At 50.0% G+C, this 20312-nt stretch carries 23 protein-coding genes, 1 tRNA gene and 1 other annotated feature; of the genes, 15 read left to right on the top strand and 9 right to left on the bottom strand.

Annotated elements, in window-relative coordinates; all coding sequences use genetic code 11:
• Positions 1–65 precede the first annotated feature (65 nt).
• From deoD to HPC37_RS06585, 6 genes are all read right to left on the bottom strand, one after another.
• Positions 66–785, bottom strand: a complete 720-nt coding sequence (deoD, locus tag HPC37_RS06610) for a purine-nucleoside phosphorylase (protein WP_208122379.1) — start codon at positions 783–785, stop codon at positions 66–68.
• Between the two features lie 10 nt (positions 786–795).
• Complete coding sequence (gene deoB, locus HPC37_RS06605; protein WP_208122378.1) at positions 796–2034, bottom strand: phosphopentomutase; 1239 nt, start codon at positions 2032–2034, stop codon at positions 796–798.
• Between the two features lie 42 nt (positions 2035–2076).
• Positions 2077–2868: a deoxyribose-phosphate aldolase gene (gene deoC / locus HPC37_RS06600; RefSeq protein ID WP_208122377.1), complete on the bottom strand. Its 792-nt coding sequence runs from the start codon at positions 2866–2868 to the stop codon at positions 2077–2079.
• 72 nt (positions 2869–2940) lie between these two features.
• A complete protein-coding gene (locus HPC37_RS06595) occupies positions 2941–4212 on the bottom strand; it encodes a NupC/NupG family nucleoside CNT transporter (RefSeq protein ID WP_208122376.1) in 1272 nt (423 codons plus the stop codon).
• A gap of 148 nt (positions 4213–4360) precedes the next feature.
• A complete protein-coding gene (locus tag HPC37_RS06590) occupies positions 4361–5182 on the bottom strand; it encodes a 4Fe-4S cluster-binding domain-containing protein (protein WP_208122375.1) in 822 nt (273 codons plus the stop codon).
• Positions 5182–6723 carry a YjjI family glycine radical enzyme gene (locus tag HPC37_RS06585; RefSeq protein ID WP_208122374.1) on the bottom strand — a complete coding sequence of 514 codons (1542 nt, stop codon included), beginning with the start codon at positions 6721–6723 and terminating at the stop codon, positions 5182–5184. The genes HPC37_RS06590 and HPC37_RS06585 overlap by 1 nt, the downstream gene beginning before the upstream one ends.
• 256 nt (positions 6724–6979) lie before the next feature.
• Positions 6980–7103: a sequence feature (His leader region), on the top strand.
• Between the two features lie 35 nt (positions 7104–7138).
• Here HPC37_RS06585 and hisG point away from each other — a divergent pair.
• From hisG to hisIE, 15 genes are all read left to right on the top strand, one after another.
• A complete protein-coding gene (hisG, locus tag HPC37_RS06580) occupies positions 7139–8038 on the top strand; it encodes an ATP phosphoribosyltransferase (RefSeq protein ID WP_208122373.1) in 900 nt (299 codons plus the stop codon).
• 3 nt (positions 8039–8041) lie between these two features.
• Complete coding sequence (gene hisD, locus HPC37_RS06575) at positions 8042–9325, top strand: histidinol dehydrogenase (RefSeq protein WP_208122372.1); 1284 nt, start codon at positions 8042–8044, stop codon at positions 9323–9325.
• A 97-nt stretch (positions 9326–9422) separates the two neighbouring features.
• A complete protein-coding gene (gene hisC, locus HPC37_RS06570) occupies positions 9423–10487 on the top strand; it encodes a histidinol-phosphate transaminase (protein WP_208122371.1) in 1065 nt (354 codons plus the stop codon).
• A gap of 9 nt (positions 10488–10496) precedes the next feature.
• Complete coding sequence (hisB, locus tag HPC37_RS06565; RefSeq protein ID WP_208122370.1) at positions 10497–11591, top strand: bifunctional histidinol-phosphatase/imidazoleglycerol-phosphate dehydratase HisB; 1095 nt, start codon at positions 10497–10499, stop codon at positions 11589–11591.
• 96 nt (positions 11592–11687) lie between these two features.
• Positions 11688–12362 (top strand): hypothetical protein, encoded by a 675-nt coding sequence (locus HPC37_RS06560; protein WP_208122369.1) that lies wholly within the window; start codon positions 11688–11690, stop codon positions 12360–12362.
• Positions 12359–12952 (top strand): imidazole glycerol phosphate synthase subunit HisH, encoded by a 594-nt coding sequence (gene hisH, locus HPC37_RS06555; RefSeq protein ID WP_208122368.1) that lies wholly within the window; start codon positions 12359–12361, stop codon positions 12950–12952. The genes HPC37_RS06560 and hisH overlap by 4 nt, the downstream gene beginning before the upstream one ends.
• A 156-nt stretch (positions 12953–13108) precedes the next feature.
• The gene (locus tag HPC37_RS06550) at positions 13109–13942 is read left to right on the top strand and encodes an SIR2 family NAD-dependent protein deacylase (RefSeq protein ID WP_208122367.1); all 834 of its coding nucleotides are present in this window, start codon (positions 13109–13111) and stop codon (positions 13940–13942) included.
• On the top strand, positions 13943–14146 hold the full coding sequence (locus HPC37_RS06545; protein WP_208122366.1) for a hypothetical protein: 204 nt from the start codon (positions 13943–13945) through the stop codon (positions 14144–14146).
• Positions 14134–14739: a PP2C family protein-serine/threonine phosphatase gene (locus tag HPC37_RS06540; RefSeq protein ID WP_208122365.1), complete on the top strand. Its 606-nt coding sequence runs from the start codon at positions 14134–14136 to the stop codon at positions 14737–14739. Before HPC37_RS06545 ends, HPC37_RS06540 begins: the two co-directional genes overlap by 13 nt.
• Positions 14740–14798: 59 nt before the next feature.
• Positions 14799–15239, top strand: a complete 441-nt coding sequence (locus HPC37_RS06535) for a protein disulfide oxidoreductase (RefSeq protein ID WP_208122364.1) — start codon at positions 14799–14801, stop codon at positions 15237–15239.
• Between the two features lie 25 nt (positions 15240–15264).
• Complete coding sequence (hisA, locus tag HPC37_RS06530; RefSeq protein WP_208122363.1) at positions 15265–16011, top strand: 1-(5-phosphoribosyl)-5-[(5-phosphoribosylamino)methylideneamino]imidazole-4-carboxamide isomerase; 747 nt, start codon at positions 15265–15267, stop codon at positions 16009–16011.
• Positions 16012–16069: 58 nt separating this feature from the next.
• A complete protein-coding gene (locus HPC37_RS06525; RefSeq protein WP_235961515.1) occupies positions 16070–16570 on the top strand; it encodes an opioid growth factor receptor-related protein in 501 nt (166 codons plus the stop codon).
• A gap of 63 nt (positions 16571–16633) precedes the next feature.
• Positions 16634–17119 carry a DUF1643 domain-containing protein gene (locus tag HPC37_RS06520; RefSeq protein ID WP_208122362.1) on the top strand — a complete coding sequence of 162 codons (486 nt, stop codon included), beginning with the start codon at positions 16634–16636 and terminating at the stop codon, positions 17117–17119.
• Between the two features lie 2 nt (positions 17120–17121).
• A complete protein-coding gene (hisF, locus tag HPC37_RS06515) occupies positions 17122–17895 on the top strand; it encodes an imidazole glycerol phosphate synthase subunit HisF (RefSeq protein WP_208122361.1) in 774 nt (257 codons plus the stop codon).
• A 13-nt stretch (positions 17896–17908) separates the two neighbouring features.
• A complete protein-coding gene (gene hisIE / locus HPC37_RS06510) occupies positions 17909–18523 on the top strand; it encodes a bifunctional phosphoribosyl-AMP cyclohydrolase/phosphoribosyl-ATP diphosphatase HisIE (RefSeq protein ID WP_208122360.1) in 615 nt (204 codons plus the stop codon).
• Between the two features lie 43 nt (positions 18524–18566).
• Here the strand turns inward: hisIE and HPC37_RS06505 are convergent, their stop codons facing one another.
• From HPC37_RS06505 to HPC37_RS06495, 3 genes are all read right to left on the bottom strand, one after another.
• The gene (locus HPC37_RS06505; RefSeq protein ID WP_208122359.1) at positions 18567–19085 is read right to left on the bottom strand and encodes a DUF1440 domain-containing protein; all 519 of its coding nucleotides are present in this window, start codon (positions 19083–19085) and stop codon (positions 18567–18569) included.
• A gap of 78 nt (positions 19086–19163) precedes the next feature.
• On the bottom strand, positions 19164–20147 hold the full coding sequence (locus HPC37_RS06500; RefSeq protein WP_208122358.1) for a glycosyl transferase family 90: 984 nt from the start codon (positions 20145–20147) through the stop codon (positions 19164–19166).
• Between the two features lie 68 nt (positions 20148–20215).
• Positions 20216–20291: transfer RNA gene (locus tag HPC37_RS06495), tRNA-Val, on the bottom strand.
• Positions 20292–20312 lie beyond the last annotated feature (21 nt).

The raw sequence follows: 20312 nt of genomic DNA, 5'->3' as shown, positions 1-20312 counted from the left end.
CCAAAAGTGCGGTTTAAAGCCCAAAGAAAAAGGCAGCCGTGGCTGCCTTTGTCGGTTGTGTGCCATTAGGCTTTGTCGTTGAGCAATACCGCGTCGAGGGCAATTTCAATCATTTCGTTGAAGGTTAATTGACGCTCTTCGGCGCTGGTTTGCTCGCCGGTGCGGATGTGGTCAGACACGGTGCAGATAGTCAGGGCTTTGGCGCCGTATTCTGCGGCCACGCCGTAGATGCCAGCGGCTTCCATTTCAACCCCTAAAATGCCGTATTTTTCCATGTAGTCAAACATTTCAGCATCTGGCGTGTAGAACAAATCCGCGGAGAACAAGTTGCCCACGCGCACATTCACGCCACGCGCACGCGCCGCTTGCACCGCACTTTCAACCAATGAGTAGTCGGCGATGGCGGCAAAGTCGTTGTCTTTAAAACGAATGCGGTTGACTTTGGAGTCAGTACACGCGCCCATGCCAATTACCACATCACGCAGTTTCACATCTTCTTTCACCGCGCCACAAGAGCCCACACGGATGATTTTTTTCACGCCGTAGTCTTTCACCAATTCGGTGGCGTAAATTGAGCAAGATGGAATACCCATGCCGTGGCCCATCACGGAGATTTTGCGGCCTTTGTAAGTGCCAGTGAAGCCGAGCATATTGCGCACGTTCGTGACTTGCTCTGGGTTTTCTAGAAATGTTTCTGCGATGTATTTGGCGCGCAATGGGTCGCCTGGCATTAATACAACATCTGCAAATGCGCCATCTTTGGCGTTAATATGTGGAGTTGCCATAATTTTATCCTTATTGTTCTTGTTTAAAATCGATAATGGTTTTGCCGTAATCCATTGGGCTTAAGCCAAAATAGTTGGCCAAAGTTTGCCCGATGTCGGCGAAGGTGTCGCGTTTGCCTAAAAACTCGCGCGGTACGTCACTGCCGTACATCAACACAGGAATGTGCTCACGCGTGTGGTCTGTGCCGTGCCACGTTGGGTCACAGCCGTGGTCTGCGGTGATGATGAGCAAATCGCCCTCTTCAACCAGCTTCAACACCTCTGGCAGGCGGGAGTCGAAATATTCCAGCGCTTGCGCATAGCCTGCCACGTTGCGGCGGTGGCCATAATCGGAGTCAAAGTTTACAAAATTCGGGAACACGATGGTGTTGTCACCTGCCGCTTTAATTTCAGCCACGGTTTTATCGAAGATTTCTTCAATGCCAGTGGCTTTGATTTTGCGGGTGATGCCAGTGTGGGCATAAATGTCGGCAATTTTACCGATAGACACCACATCGCCGCCTTTTTCGTCCACCAGTTTTTGCAACACGGTAGCTGAAGGTGGCTCAATAGAATAGTCGTGGCGGTTGCCGGTGCGTTGGAAGTTGCCCGCACGGTCGCCGACAAATGGGCGCGCAATCACACGGCCGATGTTGTAGCCTTCCAGCTCTTCACGCACGATGTGGCACAGTTCATAGAGTTTTTCAAGGCCGTAGGTTTCTTCATGGCAGGCAATTTGGAACACGGAGTCCGCCGAGGTGTAGAAAATCGGCTTGCCGGTTTTCATGTGTTCTTCACCGAGTTCATCTAAAATCACGGTGCCTGATGAGTGGCAGTTACCCAAATAGCCTGGGATGCCTGATTTTTCAACGATGCGGTCGAGCAACTCTTGTGGGAAGCTGTTTTCATGATCTTTAAAATAGCCCCATTCAAACAACACTGGCACGCCTGCGATTTCCCAGTGGCCAGACGGGGTGTCTTTACCAGATGAAATTTCTTTCGCGTAGGCATAGCCGCCGATTAGCTCGCTGTTGGCATCCATGCCAGCTGGCACGCTGCCGGCCGATTCTTTGGCGGCCAACGCCAGGCCGAGTTTGGTTAAGTTAGGTAAATTCAATGGCCCTTGGCGGTGCTCGTTGTCCGCTTTACCTTCTGCACACAATTGTGCAATATGACCCAATGTGTTCGCGCCTGCGTCGCCGAATTTATCAGCATCGTCAGCCGCGCCGATTCCAAAGGAATCCATCATTAAGATAAATGCTCTTTTCATTATTTTTCTCCTAGCGTAGTACAACGCAAGTGACGTTGTCTATTAATACGAGTTATCAGATTTAGACAACGAATCGACGCCTAAAGTTCGCAACAAGGCAGTTAAAAGCCCTGATGCACCAAAGCGGAAATGTGAAGCGTCCAGCCATTTCTCGCCTAAAATCTCCGATGCCAGCTGCAAATACTGCTGGGCATCTTCGCTTGTGCGCACGCCACCGGCGGCTTTAAAGCCCACGCGGTCTTCAACACCCATCTCTTTAATCGTGCTAAGCATCACTCGCGCCGCCTCTGGCGTGGCGTTGACGGCCACTTTGCCGGTGGAGGTTTTGATAAAATCCGCACCGGCACGAATGGCAATTTCAGCAGCTTTTTTAATCAATTCGGGTGTTTTCAGCTCACCAGTTTCGATGATGACTTTTAATGCCACATCAGCATCCGCGCAGACTTTTTTGCACTCTTGCACTAGCACAAAACCGCACTTTTCATCCCCTTCCATTAAAGTGCGGTAAGGGAACACCACATCCACCTCATCGGCGCCCGCTTGCACGGCGCTGGCGGTTTCGGCCACCGCTTGCGCCACGTCGCTGTTGCCGTGTGGGAAGTTGGTGACAGTCGCCACTTTCACCTGCTCAAGGCCAAGTTGTGAAAGGGTTTGTTTGGCCAATGGCACAAACTGCGGATACACACACACCGCCGCCGGCGCGCCTTTCGGCGTGTTGGCCTGATGGCAAAGTGCGGTAATGGTCTCGTTGGTGTCGTCGTCATTCAAACTGGTTAAATCCATCAACGACAGTGCCAATTGGGCGGCTTGTTCAAGAGATTGCAAATTCGACATAAAAGCCTCGCTTTTTTATTATTGTTTTTTGAAAAAAGGACACCACGGGCAAGCCGTGGTGTTAGGGGTAAATTACCCGAGAACAACAGCGCCTGTCAAGCCAATGAATAGGCCTGCGATGGTGGCGCTCATTAAGTTAGACAATGACCCAGCAATCACCGCGCGGATACCCAAACGTGCGATGTCGCTGCGGCGGTTTGGCGCCATGGTGCCAAGGCCACCGATCAAAATCGCAATGGAGCTGAAGTTCGCAAAGCCACACAACGCGAAGGTGATGATCGCTTTGGTTTTTTCATCCAGCACCATTGGCGCGTTTTCACCGAGATAACGGGCAAAGTCAACGTAGGCCACAAATTCGTTGATGACCAGTTTTTGACCAATCATGGCACCCGCCACTTCAGACTGCTCCCACGGCACGCCGATCACCCACGCCAATGGGCGGAAGATCCAACCTAAAATGGTTTGCAAGTTCAAATCGCCATAGCCAAACCAGCCGCCCACGCCGCCGATGATGCCGTTGAGCATCGCGATCAAGGCGATAAAGGCCAGCAACATCGCACCGATGTTAAGCGCTAATTGCATACCTGATGAGGCGCCCATTGCCGCAGCGTCAAGTACGTTGGCTGGTTTGTCTGAATCATCAGACACTTCCAATGAGTCATCCACGTGTTCAGTTTGTGGGTAGAGGATTTTAGCAAACAGCAAGCCACCCGGTGCCGCCATGAAAGAAGCCGCGATAAGGTATGGCAATGGCACGCCCATTGAGGCATAACCGATCATCACCGCACCAGCGATAGAGGCCACACCACCACACATGATGGCAAACAACTCAGATTCGGTCATGCTGGCCAAATAAGGGCGAACCAACAATGGCGCTTCAGTTTGGCCCACAAAGATATTGGCCGCCGCCGACATGGATTCGGTTTTGGAGGTTTTCAGCACTTTTTGCAAGAAGCCGCCGATCAAGCGAATCACCACTTGCATGATGCCTAAATAGTACAGCACTGAGATGAGTGAAGCGAAGAACACGATGGTTGGCAACACACGCAGCGCGAACACGAAACCGCCGCCGCCAAACACTTCAAACATTTTGTCGCTCACCAAGCCGCCGAAAAGGAAGTTGATCCCATCGTTGCCGTAGTTGATGACTTTGTTCACCGCCTCGGATGCGGCCAACAACGCTTGGCGTCCAGGTGGCACATACAACACCAGCGCCCCGACAGAAAATTGGATCAAAAACGCACCGATCACAGTCCGCAAGTTGATCGCACGACGATTGTTGGAAAAGATCACCGCAATGGCAATCAACACCACGATACCAATAATACTCATTAACGAGTTCATAAATTACCTCTAAAGTAGATAAACAAATGTTGTTGAAATATGACTTATTTTTACCGAAAAATCTTTATAAAAAATCCAAAAACGCGATCAAAATCAAACTTAGCGCGCCGCAAAAGCGCAAGTGCGGTTTTTTCCGCCAACCGAGCGCTTAATAAATCGTCACCACCTTTGCCACCCCGCACGCTTTGGCGTGTTGTGCCAGTGCGTCAATCTCCTGCGTGCTTGGGATGAACGGCGTCAGCCCGTCAGCGTCGCGCGCGCCCTTGGCATGCACGCGGATGATTTTCAGCAACACCTCGGGGTAGTGTTTTAATCTCGCCGCGAGATCGTGCACCAAAGTGTGCGCATCAAAAAAGCCGTTTATCGCCACCAACCGCACTTCTTCAATTTTGCCCATCGGCAGCAAGCGTGTGAGATTGTCCATATTGCGCGCCAAATGCTCAGGCTTGATATGCGCTCGCACGCCTGCCATGGGGTTTGACCGCACTTTGCCTGCTCGGTTTTGACGGTCAAAGCACAGCTGCTGCAGCCCAAGGCCTGTGCCTTTGATGTCGAACAAAAATTTGTCCGTTTCTTCAATCAGCTCGCGCGTCGCCTCAAAATCAAAAAAGCCTGAGGTGTCGAGATAACACGTCAACCCCTGCGCGCGCAGCGCTTTAAACAAGGGCACCAATTTGCGGTGGTGAATGGTCGGCTCACCGCCTGACACCGTCACCCCGCGAATAAACGGCATTGCGTGTTGCACTTGCTCGATTAAATAGCGCAAACTCACCGCGTTGGCCTGCTCGCTGTGGCGCGCGATGGTTTCTGGGTTGTGACAATAGAGGCAATTGAGCTTGCAGCCTTGCAAAAAAATGCTGGTGCGGTTGCCCTGCCCCTCCACATTGGAAAACGCGATGATGCGATGCAGCGGCAGATAAATCTCATCAAGCACGCTACGCTGACCGCACTTTGCGTTTTCACACGCCATCACGCCGCGCTCACATCCTGCTCATCGCGCAATTGGCGGTCAAACACATCGGCGCACTCATCAGTGCCAGAGCCATACCATGTGGTATCACGCAGCACCGCCTCGCCTTTTCTAAAGCGCTCTACTTCGCTTTTTTTCACCAAATAACCTGTCACGCGAATCAAATCGGTGTTTTTCAAATAGGTGGTGATGTAGCGATAATTCAGGGCAAAGGCGCCGTCGATAATATCCACCACGGCATCGAGGTGATCCACATAGGTTTGATCAAATGCGAACAAATCCCCCGTGCCGGATGGGAAATACTGATGAAACGGCGCGGATTGCTTCAAATGCGCCAGCAAGGTAGGCTCTTGCCCCACTTTGATGCGGTGCGCTGGCGTGTTGGCTTTGTCTTCTTCGTGGCAGCTTGCCCCCACTTGCGCGTGCAGCAAGTAGTGGTTATCGGTGCGCTCTACATAAAGCCCTTGGTGCGCTTGGTTGACTGCATCGAGTTTTTGCATGATGAGCGTTGCAATCTCGTCACCGCGCGCACTTTGGCCGAAGGTTTCATTGCGCCCTTCTTTGGCCAGCAAGTGGTTGGTGGCATCCGCCAGCCCCACAATGGCAATCATGCTGGTGAAATTTTCCCGCGCGATAAAGCCCTCTTTGGCCAAAAACGAGGTGTTGAAAAAGTTCGCCTCTTCCACCAAAAAGCGGTGGCGTTTGTCCATGGTGGATAGCGCCATGTTCGCCACCCTAGGGAGCAAATCATTAACCATTTGATCAACACTGTCGCACGCGCGGGCAATGGTGCCCAAACGGAGGCGGGTTAAGGTGTACGCCCCACCGCACTCTGGCAGCGCGTTGTAGCAGCTGGCAATGCCGTATTGCTCACCGAGATCCTCGATGTAGTAGGCATCATTGGCAAACGACGGCTTCGACACCAGCAAGCAGGCCTTGGCGGCTAATTCAGCGAATTCGCGGCTGGTTTTCGTTTTGTCATAACGAATGGACATATTCGGTGTGGTGTTTTCAAGCTCTATCACCGCTTGCAAAATCAAGCGCCCGGCGCGCGTGTCATAAGGGCCGATATTGCCATGGCAGAAGGAGTCTGGAATGGTTTTATCAATGTGATTTAAAAAGCGCTTAATTTTTATGTAATCGGCTTTTTCATCGGTGATAAACGGCTCGAGCAGCACATCAAGGCGGCCAATATAAACTGGATAGGTGGTGATTGACGGCACGTTGGCGTATAAAATCAGCAAGCCGTCAAGCACGTCATCAAGGGTTTGCGGCACGGGCAGCTCTAAAAAGTCACAGCCTTTTTCAATATAGACTGAATAATCGGGCAGAATGTAGCGCGGGCGATAAATCGCATAGCCCTCGTTGAGGTCACAAATCATTTGGTTTTCAATGTGTTGCCACTCTTCATCGGTGTAGCCCAACAGCTCACGCGGGTCAAACAAGCGCTCGGCAATATTGCCCAAGCACATCAACTTTTGTTGCGTGGTGAGGTTTTCCGCCTTCACGGTATCGAGAATATCTTGTAATGTTGCCAGCATTGCCACCTCCTGAAAAATTCTGATCAGCAAATCTTATCGAAAAGGAAAATCGCGAACAATCGGATTTTCGCAAACAAGCATACCAATGTTGAAATTTGAGAGGTTTCTCACACTTTTGTGTGCGCAAAAGTAAAAGTGCGGTTTAATTATTTTGCGTGATAAAAATAATTAAAACAATGCTTGCATCAGCACGCAAATTTCAGTATGTTATTGCCATTACACAGGAGCTAAACATGAATTTTGTTCGTACCACTCACCATCACCACCATTTCCCTGATTAGTCTTTCAGGCGCTTGGTGTTGCTTGGAAGATAACTTCCGAGTGATGTACGACACAGTCAACCTAACCCCTCGGAAGGACACTTTCGAGGGGTTTATTTTTGCCAGTTTTAAAATAGAAAAAGGATATAACACGTATGTCAGAGAAAAAACGCTTACGCATTGCGATGCAAAAATCAGGCCGCTTAAGCCGCGACTCGCAAGAACTCTTAAAACGCTGCGGGGTGAAAATCAACCTCAACGAACAGCGCCTGATTGCTTATGCGGAAAATATGCCGATCGACATTCTGCGGGTGCGCGACGACGACATCCCAGGGCTGGTGTTTGACGGCGTGGTGGATTTGGGCATCATTGGCGAAAACGTGCTGGAAGAAGAAGAACTCACACGCCTTAGTGCCGGCGAAGAGGTGAACTACCGCATGCTGCGCCGGCTCGATTTCGGCGGCTGCCGTTTGTCGCTCGCCGTAGGGCAAGATGCGCAATACAACGGCGCACAATCATTGAGCAATATGCGCATCGCCACCTCTTACCCGCAACTGCTCAAGCGCTTTATGGCTGAGCAAAACATCGCATTCAAAAGCTGCTTGCTCAACGGCTCGGTGGAAGTCGCCCCGCGCGCCGGGCTGGCTGACGCGATTTGTGATTTGGTCTCCACAGGGGCAACCTTGGAGGCCAACGGGCTGCGTGAGGTGGAGGTGATTTATCGCTCCAAAGCCTGCTTAATTCAACGCGACGGCGAGCTGGAACCTGAAAAACAAGCGCTGATCGACAAACTGTTAACCCGCATGCAAGGGGTGATTCAAGCGCGCGAATCTAAATACATTATGCTGCACGCACCAAAAGCGCGCTTAGAGGAAGTGGTAGCGCTGCTGCCAGGAGTGGAAAACCCAACCATTATCCCACTGGCGCACGACGAAGAGCGCGTGGCGCTGCACATGGTGAGCCAAGAAACTCTCTTTTGGGAAACCATGGAACAACTGAAAAACATTGGTGCAAGCTCAATTCTTGTGCTACCGATTGAAAAAATGATGGAGTAAGCCATGCAACTGTTAAAATGGAACGAACTGAGCAAAGACGAGCAACAACAAGCACTGGTGCGCCCAGCCATGTCGGCATCTGGCAATATTCAAAGTGCGGTTGGCACCATTTTGTCGCTGGTGCGTGAGCAAGGCGATAAGGCGCTGATTTCACTGACTGAAAAATTCGACAAAGAACTGATTGACTCCGTTGTGGTCAACCAAGCGCAAATCGACGCGGCCTGCGAGCGCGTGGATGTGGAGCTGAAAGCGGCGATTCAAAACGCCTACGACAACATCCGCACATTTCACCAAGCGCAAACCACGCCCGCCATTGACGTGGAAACTCAAGCTGGCGTGCGCTGTCAGGTGCTCACCCGCCCAATCAACCGCGTGGGGCTTTATATTCCAGGCGGCAGCGCGCCGCTGTTTTCAACGGTGTTGATGCTGGCGATCCCGGCCAAAATTGCAGGCTGCCACAAAATTGTGCTCTGCTCCCCACCGCCGATTGCCGACGAAATCCTCTATTGCGCCAAACTGTGCGGCATTGAAACCGTCTATGCCGTCGGTGGTGCGCAGGCGATTGTGGCGATGGCCTTTGGTACGGAAAGTGTTGCCAAGGTGGATAAAATCTTCGGCCCAGGTAATGCTTATGTCACCGAAGCTAAGCGCCAAGTGAGCCAAATGCCAGGCGGCGCGGCCATTGATATGCAAGCCGGCCCATCGGAAGTGTTAGTAATCGCCGATGAAATGGCCGACCCGGATTTTGTCGCCTCGGATCTCCTCTCGCAGGCTGAACACGGCGCGGATTCGCAAGTGATGCTCGTCACCCCAAGTGAAAGCCTTGCCTTTGAGGTCGATTTAGCGCTGGAAAGCCAGCTGTCTAAACTGCCACGCGCCGAAACCGCGCGCAAAGCCCTTGAGCACAGCCGCACCATTGTCGCCAGCGACCTTTCCCAATGTGTTGAAATCAGCAACGCCTACGCGCCTGAGCACTTGATTGTGCAAATTCAAAACGCGCGCAGCCTGCTGCCACTGCTGGATAACGCCGGCTCCATCTTCCTCGGCGCCTACTCCCCTGAGAGCATGGGCGATTACGCCAGCGGCACCAACCACGTGCTGCCAACCTACGGCTACTCGCGCACCAGCTCCAGCCTTGGTCTGGCGGATTTTTCCAAACGCATGACCGTGCAAGAGCTCACCCCTCAAGGGTTTAAAGATCTCGCCAAAACCGTCGAACTGATGGCCAGCGCCGAACAACTCGATGCGCACAAAAACGCGGTGAGTATTCGTTTAAAAACGCTCTAAGGGTAAGTGAAGTAGAACGAGAAACAGCTGTTGCAAAAAATGCAACAGCTCAAAAAACGTGCAATAGAACCGTTAATAGGATTTAAGAGAGAACACCATGACAATCACAGCATTATCACGCAAAAACATTCAAGCGCTGACACCGTATCAATCGGCTCGGCGCTTGGGGGGCAGTGGCGATATTTGGCTTAACGCGAATGAATATCACAGCTCGCCCGACATTGCGCTTCAAAACCGCACTTTTCACCGCTACCCCGAGGCGCAGCCGCAAACGTTGGTCTCGCGCTATGCCCAATACGCCGGCCTTGATGACAGCAATGTGCTGGTCAGCCGCGGCGGCGATGAGGCCATTGAGCTGATTATCCGCGCGTTTTGTGAGCCAGGCCAAGATGCGGTGCTCTACTGCCCACCGACCTATGGCATGTATTCGGTCAGCAGCGAAACCTGCGGCGTGGCGCTCAAAGCTGTGCCGCTGCGTGCGGATTTTCAACTGGATTTGCCCGAGATTCAGCGCCATCTCGACGGCGTGAAAGTGCTGTTTGTCTGCTCACCGAATAACCCAACGGGCACGCTGATTGACCGCGACGACCTGACCGCACTTTTGGAGATGACCGCCGAGCGCACCATTGTGGTGGTCGATGAAGCCTACATTGAATTTTGCCCGCAGCACAGTGTGACCGCACTTTTAGCGCGCTACCCGCACTTAGCGATTATCCGCACGCTGTCCAAAGCTTTTGCCTTGGCGGGCTTGCGCTGTGGCTTCACGCTTGCCAATGCGGAGCTGATTGGCGTGCTGCAAAAAGTGATCGCCCCTTACCCGATCCCCGTGCCGGTGAGCGACATTGCCGAGCAAGCCTTGAGTGAAGCGAGCTTGAGATCCATGCGTGCGCGGGTGCAAGAGGTGCTGGACAACCGCACTTGGGTCATCAACGCGTTGCAACAATGCCCGATTATCGAGCACGTGTTTGACAGCGCCACCAACTACGTGCTCTTTCGCGCCAAAGACGGCCAAGCTCTGTTTAAATACCTGTGGGACAACGGCATAATTCTGCGCAACCAACACAGCCAATTAATGCTGCAAAACTGCATCCGCATGACCATTGGCACCCGAGACGAAAACGAACGCACACTGGCTGCGATTAACGCATTTGCACAACGCTAAGGACTGATTATGAGCCAACAAAATATCCTGTTTATCGACCGCGACGGCACGCTGATTGACGAGCCAAAAACCGATTTTCAAATCGACAGCCTTGAGAAATTAAAACTCGAGCCAAACGTGATTCCGGCGTTATTGAAACTCAAAGACCACGGCTACCGCTTTGTGATGGTCAGCAACCAAGACGGCCTGGGCACCGAGTCCTTCCCGCAGGCGGATTTTGACGCGCCCCACAATGCAATGCTGGAGATTTTCCGCTCCCAAGGTATCACCTTTGATGACATCGTGATCTGCCCACACAAGCCCGAAGACAACTGCGATTGCCGCAAACCCAAAACCAAATTATTGAAAAAATACATCAGCAAAAAACTCTTTGACCCCGCCCACAGCTTTGTGATTGGCGACCGTGAAACCGATTTACAACTGGCAGTCAATCTCGGCATCACCGGCTTGCAGTACCACCCTGAAAAATTGCCGTGGGAGCTAATTGCAGAAAAGATTTTAGCTGAGAAAAAAGCCTACAAAGGCCACAAACCCCGCCACGCCAGCGTGACCCGCACCACCAAAGAAACCGACATTCACGTTGAAGTGTGGCTTGATGAAACGGGCGTGAATAACATCGCCACGGGCCTGGGCTTTTTCGACCATATGCTCGACCAAATCGCCACCCATGGCGGCTTTAGAATGGACGTAAAGGTCAACGGCGACTTACACATTGACGATCACCACACCATTGAAGACACCGCACTTGCCCTTGGCGAGGCGCTCAAACAAGCCCTTGGCGACAAACGCGGCATCGCCCGCTTTGGCTTTGTGCTGCCGATGGACGAGTGCGAAACCCAATGCGCGCTCGACCTCTCTGGCCGCCCGTATTTAAAATTCAAAGCTAAATTCACCCGAGACAAAGTTGGCGATTTCAGCACCGAAATGGTGGAGCACTTTTTCATGTCGCTCACCTACGCGCTCGCCTGCACCTTGCATTTGAAAGTCAAAGGCAAAAACGCCCACCACCAAGTAGAGGCGCTCTTCAAATGCTTCGGCCGCACCCTGCGCCAAGCCTTTAAAGTCGAAAGCGACGTGCTACCGAGCTCGAAAGGGGTGTTGTAATGGCAAAGTGCGGTGTGACCGCACTTATGTTTTTTATTTAAAATACGTTAGACTAAAAGTTTTTAGGTAATATGATCTTTGGTGTAAGTGAGATTTATGAAAGATGAATTAAAAAACATTTCATCACACATGCTAAAATTAGGTTTGTCAGCATTACAACATTCTAATTGGCATGCAAATTATTATAGTTTTGAAAATGACATGTGGCATGAATTATCTGTTTTACAAGCTGCTCATGCTATGGAAATTTTAATAAAAGCAAGAATCGCTGAAGAACATCCTTTGCTAATTTTTGAAACCTTACCAAAATATAGTGAACACAATGATAAATTAAACTTTATACAATTATTAGATAAATCAAGGACTATTCCGTATTCTGAACTCCCAGACAGATTATGGATCACAACAGGGATAAAATTATCTGACAGAAAGTTGTATGATAAATTTGGAAAGTTAAGGAACTCTATTCAACATTTCAAAGAACCATTAAATAAAGATTTCAGCGAGGAAACCTTAAAGTATATTTACAGCATTATCGATCCATTTATTAACCAATGCTGGGAATTATATGCTATTAATTATAATGAAGATACAGAACCCTATCAATATTTACTAAATGGACTTATTCGTAGAAATATAAAATTTTTAGTTCCAGAAAACACCTTAGAGTATGAAATTAAAACTCTAGATTTTTCTGAGTGTTCAGATAATTATAGAAAAGAAATGATAAGACGCTTTATAAATGCTGGATATACCATAGAGGAAATATGACCAAACTCACCATCATCGACACAGGTTGTGCGAACCTGTCTTCTGTTAAATTTGCGTTTGATCGCCTAGGGATTGCCGCTGAGATTAGCCGTGATTTAAATGCGATCAGCTCAGCGGATAAATTGTTATTGCCCGGCGTGGGCACGGCGAATGCGGCGATGGCGAACTTGCGCGATCGTGATTTGATTGACACCATCCAAGCCCTCACCCAACCTGTTTTGGGCATTTGCCTTGGCATGCAGCTGATGACGGACTTCTCAACCGAGGGCAATGTGGCGGCACTCGGCGTGATTGGCGGGCAAACTGAAAAATTGCCTGACTGTGCGCTGCCACTGCCCCACATGGGCTGGAACAAAGTGCGGTTTGAAGACGCTCACCCACTGTTTGACGGCATTGCGCAAGACAGCTACTTCTATTTTGTCCACAGCTTTGCCGTGCGCCCCAACGAGCACACCATCGCCACCTGTGACTACGGCGAGCCATTCTCGGCTGCCATCGCGCGCGGCAATTTCTACGGCGTACAGTTCCACCCTGAACGCTCCGGCAAAGCAGGCGCGCAATTGCTGCGCAATTTTGTGGAGAAGGTGTGATATTGATCTGCCATCCCACCAGGCGCTCACTAGGCGTCAAGTGGGATGCAGCGATAACGATATTGAATAACAAGAAAATAATTTGATTTCCTCATATCAATGACTTCTTACAGCGCATTTTAGCCTGTATTAAGTGGTCAATATGAGGAGATTGAAATGAAAAACGATTTAAATTATGCCGTAGCGCTGCTCAACAAAGCCGATGGTTTGTTAATCACGGCAGGGGCAGGCATGGGGGTGGATTCTGGGCTCCCTGATTTTCGTAGCATGGGTGGGTTATGGAATGCTTATCCACCGCTTAAAAATGTTGATCTCTCATTTATGGATCTCGCCACCCCTGATGTGTACAAAAAGCATCCTGATATTGGCTATTGGTTTTTTGCGCATCGGTTGATCCAAAACAGAGAAACGCAACCTCATTTGGGTTTCCAGATTTTAAAAGCGTGGTCAGACACAATGGCGCAGGGGGCATTTGTGTTTACCAGCAATGTTGATAGACAGTTTCAAAAAGCGGGGTTTCAAGAGCATAGAGTTTATGAATGTCACGGCACTATTCACCGTTTACAGTGTTTAAATAATTGCTGTGACACCAGTTGGGAAGCCACAGATTTTAATCCTGTTGTGGATAATGAAAATTGCCAGCTACTGACTCCTCCACCGACTTGTCGCTATTGTGGTGGTTTGGCTCGGCAAAATGTTTTAATGTTCGATGATTGGCATTTTTGCGAGCATTATTACCAGCTCAAGCGCGAGCTGCTTGAGCGCTGGCTAATGAAGGTTAATAACCTGCTTATTATTGAGATAGGTGCTGGCAAAACAATAAGAACCGTGCGAAATTTCTCTGAACGAGTGGCTAAAACGGCTGATGCTGACTTGATTAGGATTAATCCCATAGAAGCAAATGTTCCGCATGACAAGTTTTTAAGCATTGAAATGAACGCCCTCGAGGCGCTGGTGGCTATCAATAATGTGTGGAAGAGGGGCAAATAAATGCAAGTTAATTATTATCAACATAAAGCCAGCGCTAAAAAGCAAAACCAAGATGCGTTATTTAATGGCGAGAATATCTTGCAGCAAAAATTTGCCATTGGGAATATTTTTATTCAAGATGAGCCCTTTTTATTGGCGTGGCTGATGGCATTTCTTCCAGCGCGCAATCGCATTGCGCGAGTTATTATTGGATGCAAGCCCTGAGCAAAACTCAGCCCCTATCAAAGCAATGGATTGAGCGTCATTATGCTGATTTTAACAAACTGCTCTCAACGCGCTGCTGGGGCAGTGCAACAACGTTTGCTGGCGCGAGTATTAACCCCCAAACAGGGTTATGCACACTGCTTAGTGTGGGGGATAGTCGAATTTATGTGATTGATAAAGAGGATAATTGGCACTTAATGACGCAAGATCATAATATGCTCAGCGAATTAAAACCTGACCTCGATGAAGATGACAAACAACATTATGCCAGTCTATACGCTGGGCTAACCTCTTGTTTTGTCGCGGATGGGGCGCCTTTTAGTGGCGAAATCACGCTGAAACAATATCAACTCAAGGCTGGCGAAACTTTGTTAATTTGCACTGATGGATTGACTGACTACACCACCAAAGCGATTCGCCAAGGTATTTGGAGCGGCTTTCCAACATGGAATAAATCGCTGGATTATAAAGCCTGTGGCTGGCTTGAGCGGATCCATACTTTTTTTGGCGAAAAACGCCAAATTTATGATGACATTTCTGTCGTATGTTTTTATTATCAGCCAGATGCAAACAGCGGCGTAATAAATATTTAAAAAAGAATAACAATTTATGATAAAAATAGCTAAAAAGTTTTTATTTTATAGCCCTGCTAATGAGCCTTTCCGTGGTGATTGACCACGTCCGCCGCCCAGTGGCGCCAGACAATGCGTTGGCGCAAGCGTTGGTGGATATCAATGACCGCACTTTACACTTGGGGCCATTGAGTGAAGACAAGCCTGTGTTGCTCTATTTTTGGGGCAGTTGGTGCTCGATTTGCCGCCTCACCTCCCCTGCGGTGGCAAGCCTGGCTGATGAGGGCGTGCAGGTGGTGAGTGTGGCGCTGCGCTCGGGCGATAAAAGTGCGGTTGCGGCCTATTTGCGTGAGCATGACTACCACTTTCGCACCATTAATGACCCGCAAGGGGCGCTGGCGAGCGCTTGGCAAGTGCAGGTGACGCCGAGCATTATCATCATCAAGCAAGGCAAAATAGTGCATGCCACCACAGGCCTTGCCAGTAAATGGGGCTTGAAATTACGGCTATGGCTGGCGTAAGCTTAGCCACAATAAGGAAACGATTATGACAACATCAATTATCATCCCAGCGTTGGATTTGATTGACGGGCACGTGGTGCGGCTGCACCAAGGGGATTATGCCAAGCAAACCACCTACAGCGACGACCCAATCACCCAATTTGCTGACTATGTGGCGCAAGGCGCCGAGCAGCTCCACTTGGTGGATTTAACTGGCGCGAAAGACCCCGCCGCGCGCCAAACTGCCCTGATTGGCGATATTATTGAAAAAACAGGCTGCCCTGTGCAAGTCGGCGGCGGCATCCGCACTGAGCGTGATGTGGCGGATCTTTTCGCAGTCGGCGCCAACCGCGTGGTGATTGGCTCAACCGCCATCAAGCAACCCGAGATGGTGAAACGTTGGTTTGAGCGCTATGGCGCAGAAAAATTTGTGCTGGCGCTGGATATCAACATCATCAATGGGCAAAAACTGATCGCCATTCACGGCTGGCAAGAAACCAGCGCACTCACTTTGGAGCAGGTGATTGACGACTTCAGCCAAGTGGGCTTGCAGCATGTGCTGTGCACCGATATTTCCCGCGATGGCACACTTGCCGGCTCGAATGTGGCGCTCTATCGCGACGTGTGCGCGCAATTTCCTAAAGTGCGGTTTCAATCCTCCGGCGGCATCGGCTCGCTGGCCGACATTGAAGCACTCAAAGGCACCGGCGTGGCGGGCGTGATCGTCGGCCGCGCGCTGTTGGAAGGCAAATTTAACGTAGCGGAGGCAATCGCATGTTGGCAAAACAGATAATCCCTTTTCTCATACAAGCATAGAAACAGCAAGTTAATTCTTTTTTGCTAAGTAGGTAATGATGCATCCAATTATTAAATTTTATTTAGATCAAGAAATTGCATGTGATAGATTTGATTTCAATGCCATGCTCACTATACCAAAACCTGTTATTGGAGATGGTTATTTTTATATTGCATGGCTTTTCCCGACCGATCAACCCAGCAAATGGAATCATCGCGAAGGTTTTTTTACGCAAGAAGATATCGACTATTTCCGAAATAATGAAATTATTCAACAGCGTTTTTTACAGGCATTTGATTTTATCATCGATTATTTCTCGCTCTATCGAAAAGATGATCAGCTTTATGCAAAGGAATCACTTAAAAATCAACAGTACTGGCTGCGTAATATCGGCCATGAGAGTAAAAAAATTTCTCGCATCATCTATAGTCTTTGGCTCTGCGGTCAACCTGAATTAGCAAGAAACTTGCAACGTATCGCCATCGAATTGGGAGAAGAAAAAGGTCATATTCAAGAACAAACAATTGGTATTTGGCAGAGCATTATTCCATCATAAAGATGGATAAAGATGGATACACATAGATATTAACGACTAACTGATAGCTTAGGAAATAATTTTATGTCAGACAAAATGATAAAAAATGCTGTATTTTCTGATTGTAGGAAATATAGATATGTTCTCGAACGCACATGGGATAATTCTCTACCGAAAATAATGTGGATTGGACTAAATCCTTCGGAAGCAGATGAACATCATGATGACTCTACAATTAAAAAATGCATCCATTACACAAAAAAAGAAGGATTTGGCGGCTTCTACATGCTAAATTTGTTCGCCTTTGTAGATAAATATCAAGATGTTATTTATCAAGTTGATGATCCCATTGGGTTAGAAAACGATCTCTACTTGAAAAAATATGCTTGTTCAGTGGATAAAATTATTGCTGCTTGGGGAAATAATGGTTGTTATCGAGGACGTTCAACTGAAGTATGCCGTATGTTTGACAAATTATATTGTCTTAAACTTAATAACACAGGAGAGCCTCATCATCCTTTATACCTCAAGGGCGATATTAATTTACAAGAATATATAAGGAAAAATTAAGCATGTTGGCAAAACGGATAATCCCGTGCTTAGATGTGCGCGACGGGCAGGTGGTCAAGGGCGTGCAGTTTCGCAATCATGAAATCATTGGCGACATTGTGCCGCTGGCGAAACGCTACGCCGAAGAGGGCGCTGATGAGCTGGTGTTTTACGACATCACTGCCTCGGCGCACGGGCGCACCATTGATAAAAGCTGGGTGCAGCGCGTGGCGGAGGTGATCGACATCCCGTTTTGCGTAGCGGGTGGCATTAAAACCGTGGCCGACGCCGAGCAAATTTTCGCCTTTGGCGCGGATAAAATTTCCATCAACTCGCCTGCGCTGGCCGACCCAACGCTTATCGAGCGCTTGGCCGATCGCTTTGGCGTGCAGGCGATTGTGGTTGGCATCGACACTTGGCATGACACCGAAACGGATCACTATTGGGTCAACCAATTCACGGGGGATGAAAAACGCACTCGCCAAACCACTTGGCAAACGTTAGACTGGGTGGAAGAAGTGCAACGCCGCGGCGCGGGGGAAATTGTGCTGAACATGATGAACCAAGACGGCGTGCGCAACGGTTATGACCTCGTGCAGCTGAAAAAAGTGCGGTCAGTCTGCCATGTGCCGCTGATTGCCTCAGGCGGCGCGGGCGAAATGGTGCATTTTCGTGATGCCTTTATTGACGCCAACGTCGACGGCGCACTGGCTGCCAGCGTGTTCCATAAACAGATTATTAATATTGGCGAACTGAAAGACTACCTCGCCACACAACAGATCGACATTCGTCGCTAACAGGAAGGTTATTATGACATCTCTGCCTGAAATCAATTGGCAAAAAGTTGACGGGCTGTTGCCCGTGATTGTGCAAAGTGCGCTCACTTGCGAAGTGCTGATGCTTGGCTACATGAACCGCGAGGCGCTGGAAAAAACATTGGCCGAGAAAAAGGTGACCTTTTTCTCGCGCACCAAGCAGCGGCTGTGGACCAAAGGCGAAACCTCAGGCCATTTTTTGAATGTGGTGGATATGAGCATTGATTGCGACAACGACACGCTGCTGATTATCGCTGAGCCCATCGGGGAGACCTGCCACACTGGCGCGGAGAGTTGCTTTCACCAATTTGGGCAAAGTGATGCGCTCAATTGGGTGTTTTTCGCCAAGCTTGAGCGCCTGTTAGGCGAGCGCAAGCATGCCGACCCGCAAAGCTCCTACACCGCGCAACTCTACGCCCGCGGCACCAAACGCATCGCGCAAAAAGTGGGTGAAGAGGGGGTGGAAACCGCACTGGCCGCTACGGTGAAAGACCGTGAAGAGACCATCTGCGAAGCGGCGGATTTGGCCTATCACTTAACCGTGTTGCTGCAAGATGCCAACCTAAGCTGGGCCGATGTGATCGGCAAGCTGAAAGAGCGGCATAAATAACGCCAAAAAAACCGCACTTTCATAGTAAAGTGCGGTTTTGCCATCAATACACTTGGCTGCCGACGATGCGACCGCGCAGGTAATAGCGCACCATTTCGATCACGATGATCCAAATCGGGGTGCCGATGAGCTCTGAAATCAAGCTGTCCACAGGCCACTGCCAAATCGGTGCGGTGAGGCCCAAAATCGGCAACACAATGGTGTGAAAGCCAAGCACCGCGACCACCAGCCCAAACACCACGCCGCAGGCCATTTTCACTTTGGGGTACACTTCCACCAAGCAGCAATAGAGAATCGCGATGGCGATGGAAAAGAGGTAGTGAATGCCGTTGCCGCCCCAGTTGACCACTTGCTCTGAGAAGGTGTAAACCATGGAATCCGGCGAGAGCCCAAGATCGTTGATAATGCCAATCGGTGGTGGCACGGCACCAGGCGGGCGCGGTGGCAAGATGTCTTCACAGCCCGATTTCACCATGGCGGAGAGGATCCCGCCAATGATGCCGGAGAGCATTGCCACGCCATAGTGGCGCGCGGAATAGGGTGTTGTGCGTAGCCCTTGCATAAGTTCCCCCTTGAGGATGGTTATCATTATTCACCCTCACACTACACCCATTTGTTTAAAAAAACAACAAAAAGAGCGCTACTTCGCCGCCTGTTGCAGTTGGAAATATTTCGCCAGCACCAAGTAGCTCACCAGCTGCTCGTCGCGGGCGTTGAAAAACTGCGCCATCCACGCATTGGCGTTGGCGATGATGGCCTTGGCCTGCTCGGGGTGAGCGTTGTAATAGGCGATTTTGTCGTCCAAATCGGAATAATCGCTTTTCAGCTCCACGTAGTGCTTGCCCGCTTCAAGGCGGCCTTCCATCAGCCAGGTTTCATACACGGGCTTGACCATAAAACACAGCGAGTTTGACGCCATAATCCATTTTAAATTGGTCGCCACGTCATTGCCCTCGATGCTCAGCACATAGCGGTATTGCAGCTGCTCGGCGATGCTCAAAAAGCCGCGGTGATAAGGCGTGTTGAGCGAGCGGTCATGCACGCAGCCGACATCACACAGCGGGTGGGCGTGAAACTGCTCTAAAAACACGCGCCGATGCGGCTGGTGCGACGCACCACGCCACACCACCATTGGCTTTTTATCTTCAAAGGGCACGTTATCAGGAAAGACATAAAAATGGCGCACGCTGTCGAGCTTGAGCACCACCGCGTTTTGGTTGTCGCCGGCAATCGGACGGCTTTTGACCAAGCTCGGCGCGCTTGGAATGTGGGTCACGTCACCAAACTCTCGCAAAAAAGCAAAGTGCGGTGGGAACATTTTCAGCAGTGGCTTGCTGTCGAGGTAATAGGTTGAGCCATTATCGCCTAAGCGAAAGGAGCCAATCACCTGCCGCTCGGCGTGGTGCGCGATGTCAAAGGGCGCGCTGAGCTTGTTGTAGTAATCCACCCGCACTTGAATCTCGGCCGCTTTGGCTGGATTTTTCGCCTGCAAGGTTTGCCAATCGCGCTCAAGCGTGCGGGCTTGGCGGCGTGCAAAGGCGCTCGGCACAAGTGAAAGTGCGGTCTGGCGGAGATAAAAACGCACACGCGAGGCGGCTTTGTGGAGTCGACTGAGTAATTTCATCGCAATCACCGTTAAGAAAACGTTAATTGATTGTAGACGATTTGGAGGAAATGACAATAAAAATAAGATGGTGGGCGATACCGGGCTCGAACCAGTGACCCCCTCCTTGTAAGGGAGGTGCTCTCCCAACTGAGCTAATCGCCCGCAATGCGGAAATCAAGTGGT

Source organism: Spirabiliibacterium mucosae (assembly GCF_014884965.1).
GTDB lineage: Bacteria > Pseudomonadota > Gammaproteobacteria > Enterobacterales > Pasteurellaceae > Spirabiliibacterium > Spirabiliibacterium mucosae.
This window is presented reverse-complemented; position numbering and strand designations above follow the sequence as displayed.